We start from the raw sequence: 16,373 nt of genomic DNA, 5'->3' as shown, positions 1-16,373 counted from the left end.
CAAACACACATTTTCGATAAAGCGATGAACCTGATCGATACCACAGCGGCTTCCGCCGCCGGGGCGCAAGTTTCCGTCGAGACTCGTGCCCTCGCCGAAGCTCGCGGCGCGACGAAGCGCTCGCTTGCCGGCCTCGACCGCGCCGGCCTTGCGCAGGCGCTCGCCGAGATCGGCGTGAGCGAGCGCGAGCAGCGCATGCGCGTCGCCCAGCTCTGGCACTGGATCTATCTGCGCGGCGTCACCTCCTTCGACGACATGACCAATGTCGGCAAGGGCCTGCGCGCCAAGCTGGAAGAAGTCTTCACGCTGGCCCGGCCGGAAGTGGTGGTCGAGCAGGTCTCCAATGACGGCACGCGCAAATGGCTGCTGCGCCTGCCGCCCGACATTGCCGGTGACAAGCCGCATGATGTCGAGATGGTCTATATTCCCGAGAGCGACCGCGGCACGCTGTGCGTCTCCTCTCAGGTCGGCTGCACGCTGAACTGCTCGTTCTGCCATACCGGCACGCAGCGCCTTGTGCGCAACCTCACGGCGGCCGAGATCGTCGCGCAGGTGATGGTGGCGCGCGACCGGCTCGGTGATTATCCCGGCATGGAGCGTGCCGTCGGGCCCGGACTGCCGACCGAGGGCGATCGGCTCGTCACCAACATCGTCTTCATGGGCATGGGCGAGCCGCTCTATGCCTATGACTCGGTGGCCAAGGCGATTGAGGTGCTGGCGGACGGCGAAGGGCTCGGCATCGGCAAACGCCGCATCACCGTCTCCACCTCGGGCGTGGTGCCGGAGATTGAGAAGCTGGGGCGCGAGGTCGGTCCGATGCTCGCCATCTCGCTGCACGCCGTGCGCGACGAACTGCGCGACGTGCTGGTGCCGATCAACAAGAAGTACCCGCTGAAAGAGCTGCTGGACGCCTGCCGCAATTATCCCGCGGCCTCGAATGCCAAGCGCATCACCTTCGAGTACGTCATGCTCAAGGGCGTGAACGACTCGCCAGCCGACGCCAAGGCACTGGTGAAGCTGCTGGCCGGCATCCCCGCCAAGATCAACCTGATCCCGTTCAACCCGTGGCCGGGCACGAAATATGAGTGCTCGGACTGGGAGACCATCGAGCAGTTCTCCGACATCGTGTTCCGCGCTGGCTATTCCAGCCCGGTGCGCACGCCGCGCGGGCGCGACATCCTCGCCGCCTGCGGCCAGCTCAAGAGCGAGACCGAGAAGCTCTCCGCCCGCGAGCGCCTCGCTTTGCGTGCCATGGCGGCGGCGGCGGAATAGTGCGGGATGGACAATCTGCTGCGCCTTCTCATCCGCCTTCTCCTGGTGCCGCTCGGCGTCGTCGCCGGCATGATCGCGACCATGGCGGTCGTGATGTTCGGCTATTGGCGGCTGGGTGACCTGCTGGCCGGCAATGACGAGGTGCAGGCGATCGCGCTGTTCGACACGCTGGCGGCGGCGGCCTTCGTGCTGATGGCCATCGTGCTGGTGATGTGGGCCATCGCCGCCATCGGCATCCTGTTCGCCGAAGCCTTCGCGGTCCGTTCCTGGATCTTCCACACGGCGAATGGCGCGATATCCGCCTGGATTGCCGCGCAGCTGTTTCCGCCCTATCCCGACGCGCCGGTGCCGTTCGACGACGCGACGGCCTATGTGCTGGGCGCGGGCCTTGCCGGCGGGCTGGTCTACTGGCTCGTCGCGGGCTGGAGCGCGGGCTTCTGGAAGCCGCTCGGCCGCACGCTGCCCGTGCCTCCGGTTTCTGCGCCGCCCATGCCCGCATCGCCATCCGCGCCTGTCCCTTTGCAGGGGCCGCCGCCTCCGCCGGCAGGTGCGAGTTAGCACATACGTATGTGCATACTTGCACCGGAGCGCGCCATGCCTATAGTCCGCGCCGTTTTCCGGCGGTTCCCGCCGGTCCCGATGCCTCCTTCGTGCGGAACTCTTCGACATGGCTGACGTCAAGCGCGTGGTCCTCGCCTATTCCGGTGGTCTCGACACCTCGGTGATCCTGAAGTGGCTGCAGACCACTTATGGCTGCGAGGTGGTGACCTTCACCGCCGATCTCGGCCAGGGCGAGGAGCTGGAGCCGGCGCGCAAGAAGGCCGAAATGCTCGGCATCAAGCCCGAGCACATCTTCATCGAGGATGTGCGCGAGGAATTCGTGCGCGACTACGTGTTCCCGATGTTCCGGGCCAACGCGCTCTATGAGGGCCAGTACCTGCTCGGCACCTCGATCGCCCGCCCGCTGATCGCCAAGAAGCAGATCGAGATCGCCCGCAAGGTCGGCGGTGATGCCGTCTCGCATGGTGCGACCGGCAAGGGCAACGATCAGGTGCGCTTCGAGCTGAGCTATTACGCGCTTGAGCCGGAGATCAAGATCATCGCGCCGTGGCGCGAATGGGACCTGCGCTCGCGCGAGCAGCTGATCGCCTTCGCCGAAAGCCACCAGATCCCGATCGCCAAGGACAAGCGCGGCGAGGCGCCGTTCTCGGTCGACGCGAACCTGCTGCACTCCTCCTCCGAAGGGAAGGTGCTGGAAGACCCGTCTGTCGAAGCGCCCGAGATGGTCTATATGCGGACCATCGCGCCGGAAGACGCGCCGGATAAGGCGACCTACATCACCATCGACTTCGAGAAGGGCGACGCGGTCGCCATCGACGGCGAGGCGCTGTCCCCGGCCAGCCTGCTGACCCGGCTCAACGCGCTCGGCAAGGAGAACGGCATCGGCCGGCTCGACCTTGTGGAGAACCGCTTCGTCGGCATGAAATCGCGCGGCGTCTACGAGACCCCCGGCGGCACCATCCTGATCGCGGCGCATCGCGGCATCGAGAGCATCACACTCGATCGTGGCGCGGCGCATCTCAAGGACGAGCTGATGCCGCGCTATTCCGAGCTGATCTATAACGGCTTCTGGTTCTCGCCCGAGCGCGAGATGCTCCAGGTGCTGATCGACAAGAGCCAGGAACTGGTCACCGGCCGTGTCCGGCTGAAGCTCTATAAGGGCAACGTCACGGTGGTCGGCCGCGAGAGCCCGTACTCGCTGTACAACCAGGACCTCGTCACCTTTGAGGAAGGCGCGGTCGCCTATGACCACCGCGACGCCGCCGGCTTCATCAAGCTGAACGCGCTGCGCCTGCGCACGCTGGCGAACCGCGACCGCAAGGTCGGCCGCTGAGCCTCGCCGCGTTCTGCCGCACATTTAAAAAGCCGGCGGGCATGGCTCGCCGGCTTTTTGCTTTTGCGGGGGAGTGAGCGCTCAGGCCGACTTCTTGCGGAACAGGTCGAGTTCGATCTCGTCGCCGGCGGCACCGATCACGCCGGCCGGATCGGCGGCGATCTCGAGGTCAGTCTCGTCGATCGACACATTTGCCACGGTACGGGTCTTCGGCTTGAGCAGGACGACCGAGAGCAAGGCGAGCACGGCCATGCCCGGCAGCACCATGCCGAGCGCGGTCGTGGGGGCGTGAAACAGGCTCGCCACCGCCGTGCCGGCAAAGCCGCCGCCGATCTGCAAGCAGCCCATCAGGGCCGCCGCCGAGCCGGCGACGGCCGGCGAGCCGGACAGCGCCGAGGTGGTTCCGCCCGGCATGACCAGCGCCATGCCGCAGGCCCACACCGCGACCGGCCCCATCACAGTTAGGAAGGAATAGGGCAGCAACCACGGCATCACCGCCATGGCGGCGCCCGCGCCCAGCACGATCGCCAGTCCCGCCGGGATGAGGCAGTTGGCATCCACCCATTTCATCGCCTGGCCGGCGATGACCGTGCCCAGCATGAAGGAGCCGGTCTGGCAGACCATGGCGAGGCCGAACTGCGTCGGCGTGAGGCCGACGACGTCGATCAGCACGAAGGGCAGGATGGCACCGAGCGTGTAGATGCCGCCGACCGAGAAGCCGATCAGCAGGCTCGCCCGCATGAAGCCGGCATCGGACAGCAGCGCCGCGTAGTTGCGCAGGATACGCCCGGGACGCGCCTGCGCCGGATCGGGGTGTGGATTGGTTTCCGGCACGGCGAGCAGGATGAGGCCGAGCGCCGCGACCCCGTACAGCACCATGACGTAGAAGATCGGCGGCCAGCCGAAGGCGCTGAGGATCGCCCCGCCAAGGGTGGGGGCAATGGCCGGGCCGATGCCCAGCATGGTGCCGATGAGATTGAGGATGCGGGCCGAGGTCTGCCCGGTGAACTGGTCACGCACGATGGCGCGCGAGATCGCCGGCCCGGCCGCGACGCCGATGCCCTGCAGTCCGCGGCCGACGATGAGCCAGGTCACATCCGGCGCGCTGGCGGCGATGAGGCTACCCGCCACATAGAGCGAGAAGAAGCCGATCGCCGCCGGCCGCCTGCCATAGGCGTCGGACAGCGGGCCGCAGATGAGCTGTGCGATGGCGAAGCCGCCGAAATAGACGCTCAGCGTCAGCTTCATCGTCGAGGCGGTGGTGCCGAAGGCCTGCACCAGCTCGGGCATGGCGGGGGTGTAGAGCGACATGCTCAAGGGGCCGAGCACGATGAGCAGTGCCCCGATCACCGCAGTGCGCATTTCGGTCATGACGGGCTTCATGCCTCGGGGCTCCGGCTTGGCGGGCTCAGGTTGGCGCGCACCTGTTCCAGCGCGGTCCGCAGCGCATCGCGCTGGTCGGGGGCGAGGCCAGCGAGCGCTTCCTCGCGAGCGGTGGCCGCCACGGCCAGGACTTTCTCCAGCAGCGGCGCCGCCATTTCGGTGAGCCGGACGATCTTGGCGCGCCGGTCGGTGGCATCAGGGTCACGCGCGATCAGCCGCTGGCTCTCCAGCCGGTCGAGATAACCCACCATGGTCATCGGCTCGATATTCATGCGCTCGGCCAGAACGCCCTGCCGGAGGCCCGGATTGATGCTGACATGGGCGAGGGTGCGGGCTTCGCCGGCGGTGAGCCCGAGGCCCGCCTGCTCGAAGGCACGGTCGAGGCGCGCGCGGTAGAGCCGGGCGGCATCGACGAGAAGAAAGCCGAGAGGAACCTCTGTCATGATATGTATGACATATTATAAGGTAAACTTACTATCAAGAGAAATCTTGGCTCGGATTCCACGTCGCTTTCTCTGTTTTCCGGACAGGTCGCGCCATGCCAATCCGCGATTTAGGAGAAAATCCGCGCAGCGACGCAATCAGCTATGCGGACCTCCTGCGAGTCTTGCGCCGGGTCCCGGCTCGGCGCCTCGCGTGCGGCTCCGCCGGGCCGGGAGAGGGGGTTCAGTCCAGCGGCACCTTGCGGTTCTCGCCAAGGTCGGTCGGCGTGCCGGCGAGCCGTGCCGCCATCATCTTCAGCGCGACGCCGATCGAGCTCGACGGGCCGTCCCAGTATTCCGCGCGATCCGGCAGGAAGCGTACGACGCAGATGTTCGGATCGTTGCTGCCGTTCGGCCAGAACGCCTTGTTCATGTCGGTCCAGAGTTCGTCGATCTTGCTGCGGTCGCCAGAGACCTCGGCTTCGCCGGAGACCGAGAGATAGTCGTTCCGGCCCGGATGGGCGAAGGTCAGCACCGCCTGCGGATCGCGCTGCAATTCCTCGTCCTTGTGGCCGCGGCGGTCGGAGAGGAACCAGATGCAGCCCTCTTCGCGGGAGGGGTGGGCATCCATCGGCCGCCCGCGCAGCGTCTCGCCCTCGCGCGTCACCAGCATGCAGATGCGGATGTCGTCCATCATCGACCACACCTTGTCGATGGCCTCGCGGGTCGTCCTGTCGTCGCTCATGGGAGCCTCCCTCTGCTGGAGGGGCAACACTCCCAGCGGTGGGGCAGTTCCGAAATCGTCGGCGAAGGCGGGCGAAAAGGATGCCGCCGTCGCGCGGCATGGCTATGCTGGCGTTGCCGGGTACCTCGGCCCGCCTGAAGGAGAATTCCATGCCCTGGTCGCTTACCGTCGGCTATGTCTATGGCACGGCCGTGCGCATCCACGTCACCTTCCTGCTGTTCCTGATCTGGATCTGGGCGGCCTATTACCAGCGGGGCGGGGCCGGCGCGGCGTGGGAGGGCGTGGCCTTTGTGGCGCTGCTGTTCCTGTGCGTGCTGCTGCACGAGTTCGGCCACATCTTCGCGGCGCGGCGCTACGGCGTGAAGACGCCGGAAGTGACACTCTGGCCTTTCGGCGGCATCGCGCGGCTGGAGCGCATTCCCGAGAAGCCGTCGGAGGAACTCATCGTCGCGCTGGCCGGACCGGCGGTGAACGTCGTCATTGCCGGCGTGCTGCTGCTGTTCCTCGGCGGCAATATCGGCATGGAGCACATCGAGAGCATCGAGAATCCGCAGGTGAGCCTTCTGGCCAAGCTTGCCGCCGCTAACATCTTCCTCGTCGTGTTCAACATGATCCCCGCCTTCCCGATGGACGGTGGACGGGTGCTGCGCGCGCTGCTGGCGATGAAGCTCGGCCATGCGCAGGCGACGCAGACCGCTGCCTCCATCGGTCAGGCGCTCGCCATCGGCCTCGGCCTGCTCGGCATCTTCGGCAATCCCATGCTGATCATCATCGCCGTCTTCGTCTTCCTCGCCGCCTCGGGCGAGGCGGGGCAGGTGCAGATGAAGCAGGCGGCGCAGGGGCTCCTGGTGCAGGACGCGATGATCACCCAGTTCGAGGTGCTGGGGCCGCAGGCCAGCGTGGGCGACGCCGCCGAGGCGTTGATCCGCACCACGCAGAAGGAATTCCCTATCGTCGACGGCGCTGGCCATCTGCGCGGCGTGCTGACGCGCGACGCCATGATCCACGCGCTTCAGGCCAAGGGGCCGGCCTCCTCGGTGATAGAGGCGATGCAGGGCGAGGTGCCCACCGTCGGCGCGCGAACCCCGCTGGACCGCGCGCTCAAGATCATCACCGAGAGCGGTGCGCCGCTCGTCGGTGTCGTCGATGCGGCCGGCAAGCTGATCGGACTGCTGTCGCCGGAGAATGTCGGCGAGATGATGATGCTGCGCGCCGCGCAACCCGAGGCCCGCTTCGGGCCGTGGGCGGGCAAGCCGTCCGCGTGAGGCGAATCAGCTGCCTTCCTTCACTCCCGTCACCGGCGTGAAGGAGGGCGGATCGCTGGCCGGGAAGCTCTCGTCCAGTGCCTCGTCGATGTCGGCCTCGGTGTGTTCGACTTCCTGCTTGTCCGCCGGCGGGGGCTCGTTGCCGGTCGTGCCGCTGAAGGCCGGCGGATCGCTGGCGGGGAAGCTCTCCTCGATGCTCTCGTCGATCTCGCGCTCGGTATAGTTGGCCGGATCGATCGGCTTGCCGCTCGACTGAATCATCGGTTCCATCCCTCTCTGGCCTGCCCCTCTGAAACTGGGCTCCCTGCCGCGCGGCTTCAAGGTCCGGTGCGGTGGCGGAGCGGTATTTTCCGAAGCGGAACCTTCGCCCTCCCGTGGCGTTGATCCAAACCGTCGCTTCCTCGCGCGGGAGCTTTCGCGCGCGGTTGTGGCTGTGCTTCTTGCCCCGAGGAGGAGGATCAAGGTTCATGACGCCTGATCACGAGCCCGTCCGGCTGCAATACTGGCCGGCATCACACGCGGTCGACGCGCCCGGCGCCTGGCCCGACAGCTATGAATTCGACAGCGTCGACGACGCCGTCGCCTTCGCCATGACCCAGTCGCCATCCAATCGCGAGGTCGCCTGGCTGCGCACGCCGGACGGCGCGATTTTGAAATGGCCGCAGATTCTGCGGCTGTGGGAGATGCGGCAGGATCATTGATTGCCGGGCCGGTGAACGGCATGAAACGCGAAAAGCCGCGCTGTCATTGCCAATGCGGGCTTTCTCAGTATAGTGCGCCGCAAAATTCAACGCGGGCCCGGAAGGCTTCGGGCTCGCTTTTTGGTGTTTATTTATGAAGCTGCGCAACATCGCCATCATCGCCCACGTCGACCACGGCAAAACCACGCTGGTGGACGAGCTGCTCAAGCAGTCCGGCTCCTATCGTGAAAACCAGCGCGTCGCCGAGCGTGTGATGGATTCGAACGACCTGGAAAAGGAGCGCGGCATCACCATCCTCGCCAAGGCCACCTCGGTGGTCTGGAAGGATACCCGGATCAACATCGTCGACACCCCCGGCCACGCCGATTTCGGCGGCGAGGTCGAGCGCATCCTCAACATGGTGGATGGCGCCATCGTGCTGGTCGACGCCGCCGAGGGTCCGATGCCGCAGACCAAATTCGTGGTCGGCAAGGCGCTCAAGGTGGGCCTGCGCCCGATCGTCGCGATCAACAAGGTCGACCGTTCCGACGCGCGCGCCCAGGAAGTCATCAACGAGGTGTTCGATCTGTTCGCCGCGCTCGACGCGAATGACGAGCAGCTCGACTTCCCGATCCTTTACGGCTCGGGCCGCAATGGCTGGATGGCGCATTCTCCGGAAGGTCCGCAGGACGAGGGCATGGCGCCGCTGTTCGACCTCGTGCTCAAGCATGTTCCCGAGCCGACCGTGGATGACGGCCCGTTCCGCATGATCGGCACGCTGCTGGAAGCCAACCCCTTCCTCGGCCGCATGATCACCGGGCGCATCACCTCCGGTTCGATCAAGCCGAACCAGTCGATCAAGGTGCTGGCGCAGGACGGTTCGCTGGTCGAGCAGGGCCGCGTCTCCAAGATCCTCGCCTTCCGCGGCATCGAGCGCCAGCCGATCGAGGAAGGTGTGCAGGGCGACATCGTTGCCATTGCCGGCCTCTCCAAGGGCACGGTCGCCGACACCTTCTGTGACCTGAGCGTGGACGCCCCGCTCAAGGCCCAGCCGATCGACCCGCCGACCGTCACCATGTCCTTCATCGTCAACGATTCGCCGCTGGCTGGCACCGAGGGCGACAAGGTGACCAGCCGCGTCATCCGCGACCGCCTGCTGCGCGAGGCCGAGGGCAATGTCGCGCTGAAGATCGAGGAAGCCGCGGACAAGGATTCGTTCTTCGTCTCCGGCCGCGGCGAACTCCAGCTCGCCGTTCTGATCGAGACCATGCGCCGCGAAGGCTTCGAGATCGCCGTGTCGCGCCCGCGCGTCGTGTTCAGTAAGGACGAGGAAACCGGCGAGATTCTCGAGCCGATCGAGGAAGTGCTGATCGACGTCGACGAGGAATATTCCGGTGTCGTCGTGCAGAAGATGAGCGAGCGCCGCGCCGAGATGGTGGAGATGAAGCCGTCGGGCGGAAGCCGCCAGCGCCTTGTGTTCTACGCTCCCACCCGCGGCCTCATCGGCTATCAGGGCGAGCTGATGACCGATACGCGCGGCACGGCGATCATGAACCGGCTGTTCCACGCCTATCAGCCGCACCGGGGCGAAATCCCCGGCCGCCGCAACGGCGTGCTGATCTCCAACGAGGCTGGCGAGGCGGTGGCCTATGCGCTGTGGAACCTCGAGGACCGCGGCCCGATGATGATTGAGCCGGGCTGGAAGGTCTATCAGGGCATGATCATCGGCGAGCACAACCGCGAGAACGACCTTGAGGTGAACGTGCTCAAGGGCAAGAAGCTCACCAACATCCGCACCACTTCGAAGGACGAGGCGGTGCGCCTCACCCCGCCGATCCGCATGACGCTGGAGCGCTCGCTGGCCTGGATCCAGGACGATGAGCTGGTCGAGGTGACGCCGAAGTCGATTCGCATCCGCAAGCGCTTCCTCGATCCGAACGAGCGCAAGCGTGAGGAGCGCCGCAAGGAAGCGGAAGGCGTCTGACGTCACGTCAGGCCCATTTCGGCGTGGCGTAACGGCCACGCCGGCTTCAATCGATCGTGCATTTCTCGTCGAGGGTCTTGATCCGGGGGAGCGCATTTGCTCCCATCAGGTCATGAGCACGCTTCTCGTCGAGACACGCCGGGCTCGCCCGGCCGATGCTGCCAATATCGCCGACATCCATGATACGGCGTGGCGGGCCGCTTATCGCGGTCTCATTCCTGGCGGCGAACTTGAGAAGATGATCCAGCGCCGCGGGCCGGCCTGGTGGGAGACCGCACTCAAGCGCGGTTCGCGCGTCATCGTGCTCACCTTCGGCGACGCTGTGGCCGGCTACGCCAATCTCGGCCGCAACCGGGCGCGCGGCCTGCCCTATGAAGGCGAGATCTACGAACTCTATCTGCGTCCGGAATATCAGGGGCTCGGCTTCGGCCGCCGGCTGTTCGGCGATGCGCGCAAGGAACTGGCGAGCGTCGGCTTCGACGGGCTGGCCGTCTGGGCGCTGGCGGCGAACGAGCCGGCGCTGGCCTTCTATCGGTCGATGGGTGGCATGGGCGTCGCCCGCTCCAGCGAGACCTTCGGCGGCCGCAGCCTCGACAAGCTCGCCTTCGGCTGGAACGGCTGAACCGCCTAGTCTTTGCCGATCACCGTACGAAGCCGCTCGGCAAGCTCGGCAGCATTGCCGCTCAGCTTGAAGCTTTTGGTCCGGCCGGTTGCACCCGACAGCAGCTCGACACGCGACGGTGCGACGCCGCCTGCCTTGGCCAGCAGCCGGGCGAGCGCCGTATTGGCCTTGCCATCCTCTGCCGCCACCGACACGCGCACCTTCACCGCCTGCCGGCCGTCGCCGAGCTCCACGATGCCGTCGATCGCGTCGCGCCCGCCGCGCGGGGTCGCGCGCACGGTGACGACCAGTCCGTCAGGCGTCAGCGTCCAGGCGCTGACGCCCTCGCTGGCGCTCACGAGCCGGCCACGATCTCGAAGACGAGGTTGCGGATGAAGTAGAGGCCGATGATGAGGACCACCGGCGAAATGTCGATGCCGCCGAGATTGGGCAGGATGCGGCGCAGCGGCGCCAGCACCGGCTCGGTGACCCGCCAAAGGAATTCGCCGACCGAGCGCACGACCTGATTGTGCGGGTTCACGACATTGAATGCCACCAGCCAGGACAGGATGGCCGAGGCGATGAGAATCCAGACATAGAGAGTAATGATCGTGTCGAAAAGCCAGAGAAGCGAGTACATCGCGAGCCTCGGAACGGGGGCCTGTCGCGCGGCGCAGAGCCACGCTGCAAGATGCTTAATGGGGTCGCTGCATCGCGGCAACCCTGATTCACACCTCAGTTCCCCCGGAGGCCGGAAGCTGCCTTGACAGCGGGCGGGCGGCGAACGTACAAGGCGCGGCCTGAAGGCACGGGGCCGTAGCTCAGTTGGGAGAGCGCTGCAATCGCACTGCAGAGGTCAGGGGTTCAAATCCCCTCGGCTCCACCATCTAAACCGGTTTAAGCTCAATAGCTTATCGGGTATCCCAGATACCATTCAAAGCCATTGCAGGCCGATCCTTCACTCACGGGTCGCAGTCGATGGTCGGGCGATGGCCGCTATCGGCAAATGCGGCGCGAGATGGCAGGTCGACGTCCGTCGGCAAGGGATGCCGGCCTCTTGCCCTGTTCTTTCCGGCGCTGCTGACCAAATGACGGTAGCCGGCACTGTCCGTCCACTGCAAGCGCCTGGACCTCAAAGCCCAGCCATCCACATCGCGAAGACCAAGAACGATCATCCCCGCGCGATGTCGGCCGCGCCCGGCGCAATCCGCGACAGGCACCGGCAGCTACACGGAATTCTCGGTTCGCCGGCACGCCGGGCCGACAAGTCAATATTGGGACTTCGATCGTTCGACGCCGTAAGAATGATGGCCGATTCGTGGTTGAATTATGGTCTGGCCATTGTAGCTTAATCTCTATAGGGCCAACGCAACCAAGGTGCGAAGCGTGAGGCGGATTCAATCCAAGGTGTCAGGCGTTCGACCTTCGAATACGGCCGCTGACACGGACATATACTATTTCGATATTGTTCATGATTACCCTGCCATCGGCGGCGTGGTGGAGTTTTCGCGCACTCTCTTCCAGAGTCTGAAACAGCAATACGGAAATCGACTGGTTTCTGCGCGGGATGTGGCACGTGGTCTCGGCCTGACCGATGTTTCGATGCCGTACCTGCACCGTGAGCGCCTCGTTGCCGAGCGGTTGGCGAGGCTCTATCCCAACGCGACTTTCTTCTTCCCGAATTTCCAATCGCCGGTACCCGGCCATGCGCGGGCGGGCGGGCCGCGTGTCGTCAATGTGCTGCACGACGTGCAGTTCGCCTATCTGCCGGAGCTGTTTTCCCACGAACGGCTTGCCGCGCTCCATCGCACATTTGCGGAAACCCGCGAAAACGCAGACGAGATCATCTTCATCAGCGAGGCGGCGCGCGCGCAGTTCCTCGACACCATCGGCGAACCACGCCAGCATCGGGTGATCTACAACCCGATCGACGTCGGGCCGGGCGGCACGAGGAGCGTGGCGGTCGCACGCCGACCCTATCTCCTCGCGTCGGTCCATTATCATCCGCACAAGAACTTTGCCGGTCTGCTCGCCTTCTTTGCGCAGTTGGCTGCAAACGATCCTGGCTTGGAACTCGTCATCACCGGTCATGGTGGCGCGCGGATCGCTTGCCTCATTGCCGATCTGCCCGATGGGGCTCGATCGCGCGTGCACCACCTCGGCTATGTCAGCCGGCGCCGGCTGGATGGACTTTATCGCCGGGCGCGGGCCTTCGTCTCGCTGTCGCATTTCGAGGGCTTCAACATGTCGGCGGCGGAAGCCGCGCTTCACGGCGCGCCGCTGCTGCTGTCGGATATTCCAGTCCATCGCGAGCTTTTCCGCGGGCAGGCCTGCTTCCTCGACCCGCTGACCCCCTCGCTTGCCGACGCCGAGGCATTTCTGGCCGGACGCGCTCGCGAGTCGTCGCCGGAGTGGCCGTTCCGCGAAACGTGTGCGCCGGAACGCGTAGGGGCCGCCTATGCGCGCGTGTTGGAGGAGGGAAAGACCAGGCTCGACCCGCCGCCGACGTGGAGCGCGTCGCCGCGACGGACGGCTGGCAGGTCGCAGCGTGCCGGGATGGGCCCATTCGGCGCGGGCCCGGTCGGTGCAGGCTCTGTCACGGTGGATGGCGCATGCCGAGCCATCGTCCGTCGTGGCGCGGCGGCACTGCTTGCCGCGACCATTCTCTCCGGAGGCTGCCTGTTCGGAACCGGTCTCCTCGGCGCCGGCCCGGCGCTGGCCGATGGCGGGGCGGGCGGCGGCAAGGGCGCGCGCATGCGCGTCGACAATGCCTGGGTTTATTATATCGCTCCGGGGCCGGCAGGTGGCGCGGGTTATTCCGGCGAGGCGGGGGCGGAAGGCGGTTCCACCTATTATGGCGGTGGCGGCGGTGGCGCCGGCGGCGGAGCCGGTGCGGATGGGGATCCATGCGGTGGCGTGTGCGGCCCCGGCACCTCGCCGGGGGTGGGCGGCGCCGGAGGGTCGGCTGGGCATCCCGACGGGGGCGATGGCCAAAGCTCGGTATCCGTCAATGGGTCTAGTGGCGGCGGTTCTGGCGGCGGCGGCGGCGGGTATCACGGCAATGGCTTCAGTGGCGTGTTCACTGGCGGCGACCTGTCTGGTGGCAATGGTGGCCGGGGTGGTGATGGGCCTGTTGGCGTTTTCGGCTCGGGTGGTGGTGGCGGTGCGGGCGGCTATGGTGCGCTGATCCTTGGTGGCGGGGACTTCAGCACGGCCATGACGATTATCGGCGGCCACGGCGGTGCGGGCGGAAGCTCCTATGTCAATGGCTTTGCCGCCGGTGCCGGCGGCGATGGTGGCATCGGCGTGTATTTCGCCGCGCCGGGTGTGACGCTGACCAATAATGGCTCCATCACGGGCGGCGACGGCGGTGCCGGCGGCACGGCCCCGGTGGCGACAGGCAATTATGCGGGTCTCGATTTCAGCGGGGCCGACGGCGCCGGCGGCGCGGGTGTCATCGGCAGCGGACTCATCCTCATCAATGACGGGACGATATCCGGCGGCTGGTCGGGGGATGGTCTGACGCAGGCCAGCGCCGTGCAGTTTCTTGGCGGGGCCAATCGGCTCACCTTCCTCGACGCGACCTCCGGCCTCGACGGCGATATCGAGCTGCAGAACAACGCGTCGCTGACCTTCGACCAGACGACCGACGTGACCGTGGCGAACGTCATCACCGGCGTCGGCACGCTGGCCAAGGCCGGCAGCGGCACGCTGAACCTCACGGGCGACAGCTCCGCCTTCACCGGCCTGATGACGGTGACGGCCGGGCGTCTCGCGGTCAATGGCGCGCTTGGCAGCGCCATAGAGGTGGAGTCGGGCGCGATTCTGGGCGGCAATGGCACGACCGGATCGGTGACCGTGGCGGCCGGCGGCGTCGTGGCGCCGGGCAACTCGATCGGCACGCTGAACGTCGCCGGCGATGTGGTCTTCGCGTCGGGTGCGACCTATGAGGTGGAACTGGCCGGAAATGGAACGAGCGACCTCCTTCGCGCCTCCGGCCAGATCTCCCTCAATGGATCGGGCTTGCGGCTCATCGCGCTCGACCCGCAGAGCAGCTATCAGAACGGCCAGACCTACCTCATCCTCGACGCCGCCGGCGGCGTGGTCGGCAGCTTCGGTTCGGTAACGACCGCCTCCATCTTCCTGACTGCCACGGTCAGCGACCTGGCCACCGGCGTGAATGTCGTGGTTGCCGTGAGGGGCGCGGACCCGACCCCGCCTGATCCGACTCCACCCGATCCGACGCCTGAACCGGCGCCTGAACCCGCGCCTCCCGCGGTGTTCGTCACCGTCGCGCAGACGCCGAACCAACTGGCCACAGCGGCGGCGCTGGACACGCTGGCGCAGTCCGGCACGCCGCTGGCGCTGTATAACTCGCTGCTGTTTCTGTCCTCGGCGGCGGAGGCCCGATGGGCCTTCGACCAGCTCTCCGGCGAGGTGCATGCCTCGGCCCAGAGCGTGTTCATGGAGCAGTCTTCACTGATTCGCGGCGCGCTGAACGATCGGCTGCGGGCGGTGCAGGGCGGCGTCGGCGCCTCCGCGGGTAGCGTCATCAGCGTGGTCGAGACGGCGGGCGGCGCGCTGGCCTATGCCGCGCCCTCGAAGGTGCGGCTGGCGGCCGATATGAGCATGCCACTCAAGGCCTCCCCTGCGCCGGCGTCGGCAGAAAAGTTCGCGCTGTGGACCGCCGGCTTCGGCAATTGGGGCACGTTCGACGGCACCTCCAACGCCGCCGGAATCAGCGATTCCACCGGCGGCTTCCTGATCGGCGCCGACACCGTTGCCGGCGAGGGCTGGCGGGTCGGCGTTGCCGGCGGCTACAGCTACACCGACTTCTCGATTCCCGGCCGCAACGCCTCCGGCAGCAGCGACAACTGGCACGCCGGCCTCTATGCCGGCAGGAACTGGGACGCGCTCGCCTTGCGCACCGGCCTTGCCTATACGTGGCAGGACGTCTCCACCGGCCGCTCGGTGGGGTTCACCAGCTTCGCCGACAGCCTGTCGGCCGACTATACCGTCGGCACCTTCCAGGCCTTCGGCGAACTGGGTTATCGGCTCGACACCGCCCTGGCCGCCATCGAGCCCTTCGCCAATCTCGCCTATGTCAGCCTCGACACGGATGGCTTCACCGAGACCGGCGGGGCGGCGGTGCTGTCTTCGGACGGGGCCGACATGGACACGACCTTCGCCACGCTGGGCCTGCGGGTGGCGAAGGAAGTGCAACTCGGCGCCCATGCAGCGACGCTGCGCGGGGCGGTCGGCTGGCGCCATGCCTTCGGGGACATCACGCCGGCGATCAGCCAGGCGTTCCTCGGCTCCGACGCCTTCACCGTGACCGGCGCGCCGATCGCCGAGAATGCGGCGGTTCTGGAAGCCGGTCTCGATATGCGCCTCGGCACCAGTTCGACGCTGGGCATCGCTTATACCGGCCAGTTTGGCGACGGCGTCACACAGAACGGCTTCAACGCTAGCCTCAGGGTCAGTTTCTGAGGGGTGTAGCCTTCTGAACGCCCGTTCACTGAAAGCGCGTCCCTCCTGAACCTGCGTTCGGGATGGGGTGGGCTGCAAGTCTTCGGTAAAGCTGTTAGCGTTCTTCCTTACCTAGGGGGAGGGTAAGCCATGTCTCGCGCCGTAATGCTGGCGATTTCACTGTTCTCGATGCTGCTGCTTTCGAACGGCTTGTCTGCCCAGCAATACGGTACGGCGCAGCAGGCCCGGGCGATGCTGGAGCACGCCATCACGGCGGTGAAAGCGGACCGGTCCGATGCCTTGGCTGCCTTCAACAAGGGGGCGGACGGGTTTCGGGAGGGTGATCTTTACGTGTTCTGCACCGGTCTCGACGGGACCACGCTCGCCCATGCCAATCCCGCAATGCTCGGACAGAATATCAATGATTTGAAGGACTCCGCGGGCAAAGCCTTCGGCAAGGAGATCATGAGCAGCGCCCGAGAGGGTCAGATAACCACCGTCTCCTACACATTTCCGCGTCCCGGGGAGAGCCAGCCGGTCGCCAAGGAAAGCTACATCACCAAGATTGGAGGGCTGGTCTGCGGCGTCGGCTATTACAAATAGCGCAATACGCCACCGTCGCGAAGCCATGGCAAACACCTGCCGGTCCCGCTGACGT

General features: G+C 66.3%; 15 protein-coding genes and 1 tRNA gene. 10 read left to right on the top strand and 6 right to left on the bottom strand.

Annotation, left to right across the window (positions count from 1 at the left end):
• The first annotated feature begins 24 nt into the window (after positions 1-24).
• From rlmN to ACO2RV_RS16225, 3 genes are all read left to right on the top strand, one after another.
• A complete protein-coding gene (rlmN, locus tag ACO2RV_RS16235) occupies positions 25-1,272 on the top strand; it encodes a 23S rRNA (adenine(2503)-C(2))-methyltransferase RlmN (RefSeq protein WP_423294837.1) in 1,248 nt (415 codons plus the stop codon).
• Between the two features lie 6 nt (positions 1,273-1,278).
• Positions 1,279-1,830 (top strand): hypothetical protein, encoded by a 552-nt coding sequence (locus ACO2RV_RS16230; RefSeq protein WP_423294835.1) that lies wholly within the window; start codon positions 1,279-1,281, stop codon positions 1,828-1,830.
• A 109-nt stretch (positions 1,831-1,939) separates the two neighbouring features.
• Positions 1,940-3,166: an argininosuccinate synthase gene (locus ACO2RV_RS16225; protein ID WP_423294833.1), complete on the top strand. Its 1,227-nt coding sequence runs from the start codon at positions 1,940-1,942 to the stop codon at positions 3,164-3,166.
• Positions 3,167-3,247: 81 nt separating this feature from the next.
• On the opposite strand, the gene ACO2RV_RS16220 is transcribed toward ACO2RV_RS16225, so the two are convergent.
• The 3 genes from ACO2RV_RS16220 to ACO2RV_RS16210 all read right to left on the bottom strand — a co-directional run bounded on the left by ACO2RV_RS16220 (position 3,248) and on the right by ACO2RV_RS16210 (position 5,716).
• Entirely contained in the window at positions 3,248-4,549 is a 1,302-nt protein-coding gene (locus ACO2RV_RS16220) for a multidrug effflux MFS transporter (RefSeq protein ID WP_423294831.1), read from the bottom strand.
• A complete protein-coding gene (locus tag ACO2RV_RS16215; RefSeq protein ID WP_423294829.1) occupies positions 4,546-4,992 on the bottom strand; it encodes a MarR family winged helix-turn-helix transcriptional regulator in 447 nt (148 codons plus the stop codon). Before ACO2RV_RS16215 ends, ACO2RV_RS16220 begins: the two co-directional genes overlap by 4 nt.
• 223 nt (positions 4,993-5,215) lie before the next feature.
• The gene (locus ACO2RV_RS16210) at positions 5,216-5,716 is read right to left on the bottom strand and encodes a pyridoxamine 5'-phosphate oxidase family protein (RefSeq protein ID WP_423294827.1); all 501 of its coding nucleotides are present in this window, start codon (positions 5,714-5,716) and stop codon (positions 5,216-5,218) included.
• Positions 5,717-5,865: 149 nt separating this feature from the next.
• Between ACO2RV_RS16210 and ACO2RV_RS16205 the strand changes: the two genes are divergently transcribed.
• Positions 5,866-6,981: a site-2 protease family protein gene (locus ACO2RV_RS16205; protein ID WP_423294825.1), complete on the top strand. Its 1,116-nt coding sequence runs from the start codon at positions 5,866-5,868 to the stop codon at positions 6,979-6,981.
• Positions 6,982-6,987: 6 nt separating this feature from the next.
• On the opposite strand, the gene ACO2RV_RS16200 is transcribed toward ACO2RV_RS16205, so the two are convergent.
• Positions 6,988-7,242, bottom strand: a complete 255-nt coding sequence (locus tag ACO2RV_RS16200; protein ID WP_423294823.1) for a hypothetical protein — start codon at positions 7,240-7,242, stop codon at positions 6,988-6,990.
• A 206-nt stretch (positions 7,243-7,448) separates the two neighbouring features.
• On the opposite strand from ACO2RV_RS16200, the gene ACO2RV_RS16195 reads away from it, so the two are divergent.
• The 3 genes from ACO2RV_RS16195 (at position 7,449) to ACO2RV_RS16185 (ending at position 10,267) form a co-directional block, all read left to right on the top strand.
• On the top strand, positions 7,449-7,682 hold the full coding sequence (locus ACO2RV_RS16195; RefSeq protein WP_423294821.1) for a hypothetical protein: 234 nt from the start codon (positions 7,449-7,451) through the stop codon (positions 7,680-7,682).
• 133 nt (positions 7,683-7,815) lie between these two features.
• A complete protein-coding gene (typA, locus tag ACO2RV_RS16190) occupies positions 7,816-9,645 on the top strand; it encodes a translational GTPase TypA (protein WP_423294819.1) in 1,830 nt (609 codons plus the stop codon).
• Between the two features lie 112 nt (positions 9,646-9,757).
• On the top strand, positions 9,758-10,267 hold the full coding sequence (locus tag ACO2RV_RS16185; RefSeq protein WP_423294817.1) for a GNAT family N-acetyltransferase: 510 nt from the start codon (positions 9,758-9,760) through the stop codon (positions 10,265-10,267).
• A gap of 5 nt (positions 10,268-10,272) precedes the next feature.
• Here the strand turns inward: ACO2RV_RS16185 and ACO2RV_RS16180 are convergent, their stop codons facing one another.
• Positions 10,273-10,605 (bottom strand): DUF167 family protein, encoded by a 333-nt coding sequence (locus tag ACO2RV_RS16180; protein ID WP_423294815.1) that lies wholly within the window; start codon positions 10,603-10,605, stop codon positions 10,273-10,275.
• On the bottom strand, positions 10,602-10,886 hold the full coding sequence (locus tag ACO2RV_RS16175) for a YggT family protein (protein WP_423294813.1): 285 nt from the start codon (positions 10,884-10,886) through the stop codon (positions 10,602-10,604). The genes ACO2RV_RS16180 and ACO2RV_RS16175 overlap by 4 nt, the downstream gene beginning before the upstream one ends.
• A 170-nt stretch (positions 10,887-11,056) precedes the next feature.
• On the opposite strand from ACO2RV_RS16175, the gene ACO2RV_RS16170 reads away from it, so the two are divergent.
• The 3 genes from ACO2RV_RS16170 to ACO2RV_RS16160 all read left to right on the top strand — a co-directional run bounded on the left by ACO2RV_RS16170 (position 11,057) and on the right by ACO2RV_RS16160 (position 16,318).
• Positions 11,057-11,132: transfer RNA gene (locus tag ACO2RV_RS16170), tRNA-Ala, on the top strand.
• Positions 11,133-11,848: 716 nt separating this feature from the next.
• Positions 11,849-15,736, top strand: coding sequence for an autotransporter domain-containing protein (locus ACO2RV_RS16165; RefSeq protein WP_423294811.1), 3,888 nt, complete (start codon positions 11,849-11,851; stop codon positions 15,734-15,736).
• Positions 15,737-15,865: 129 nt separating this feature from the next.
• Positions 15,866-16,318, top strand: coding sequence for a cache domain-containing protein (locus tag ACO2RV_RS16160; protein WP_423294809.1), 453 nt, complete (start codon positions 15,866-15,868; stop codon positions 16,316-16,318).
• Positions 16,319-16,373 lie beyond the last annotated feature (55 nt).

It is taken from the genome of Ancylobacter sp. VNQ12, assembly GCF_049445835.1.
Classification (GTDB): domain Bacteria; phylum Pseudomonadota; class Alphaproteobacteria; order Rhizobiales; family Xanthobacteraceae; genus Ancylobacter.
The sequence above is the reverse complement of the archived record's forward strand: the minus strand, read 5'-3'. Positions and strand labels throughout refer to the sequence as shown.

Bases quoted from the DNA above. Each gene is read 5' to 3' on its own strand.
- ACO2RV_RS16185 (WP_423294817.1), top strand. From the start codon at position 9,758: ATGAGCACGCTTCTCGTCGAGACACGCCGGGCTCGCCCGGCCGATGCT.
- ACO2RV_RS16165 (WP_423294811.1), top strand. From the start codon at position 11,849: ATGCCGTACCTGCACCGTGAGCGCCTCGTTGCCGAGCGGTTGGCGAGG.
- ACO2RV_RS16200 (WP_423294823.1), bottom strand. From the start codon at position 7,242: ATGATTCAGTCGAGCGGCAAGCCGATCGATCCGGCCAACTATACCGAG.
- ACO2RV_RS16215 (WP_423294829.1), bottom strand. From the start codon at position 4,992: ATGACAGAGGTTCCTCTCGGCTTTCTTCTCGTCGATGCCGCCCGGCTC.
- ACO2RV_RS16225 (WP_423294833.1), top strand. From the start codon at position 1,940: ATGGCTGACGTCAAGCGCGTGGTCCTCGCCTATTCCGGTGGTCTCGAC.
- ACO2RV_RS16160 (WP_423294809.1), top strand. From the start codon at position 15,866: ATGTCTCGCGCCGTAATGCTGGCGATTTCACTGTTCTCGATGCTGCTG.
- ACO2RV_RS16175 (WP_423294813.1), bottom strand. From the start codon at position 10,886: ATGTACTCGCTTCTCTGGCTTTTCGACACGATCATTACTCTCTATGTC.
- ACO2RV_RS16195 (WP_423294821.1), top strand. From the start codon at position 7,449: ATGACGCCTGATCACGAGCCCGTCCGGCTGCAATACTGGCCGGCATCA.
- rlmN (WP_423294837.1), top strand. From the start codon at position 25: ATGAACCTGATCGATACCACAGCGGCTTCCGCCGCCGGGGCGCAAGTT.
- typA (WP_423294819.1), top strand. From the start codon at position 7,816: ATGAAGCTGCGCAACATCGCCATCATCGCCCACGTCGACCACGGCAAA.
- ACO2RV_RS16205 (WP_423294825.1), top strand. From the start codon at position 5,866: ATGCCCTGGTCGCTTACCGTCGGCTATGTCTATGGCACGGCCGTGCGC.
- ACO2RV_RS16230 (WP_423294835.1), top strand. From the start codon at position 1,279: ATGGACAATCTGCTGCGCCTTCTCATCCGCCTTCTCCTGGTGCCGCTC.
- ACO2RV_RS16220 (WP_423294831.1), bottom strand. From the start codon at position 4,549: ATGAAGCCCGTCATGACCGAAATGCGCACTGCGGTGATCGGGGCACTG.
- ACO2RV_RS16210 (WP_423294827.1), bottom strand. From the start codon at position 5,716: ATGAGCGACGACAGGACGACCCGCGAGGCCATCGACAAGGTGTGGTCG.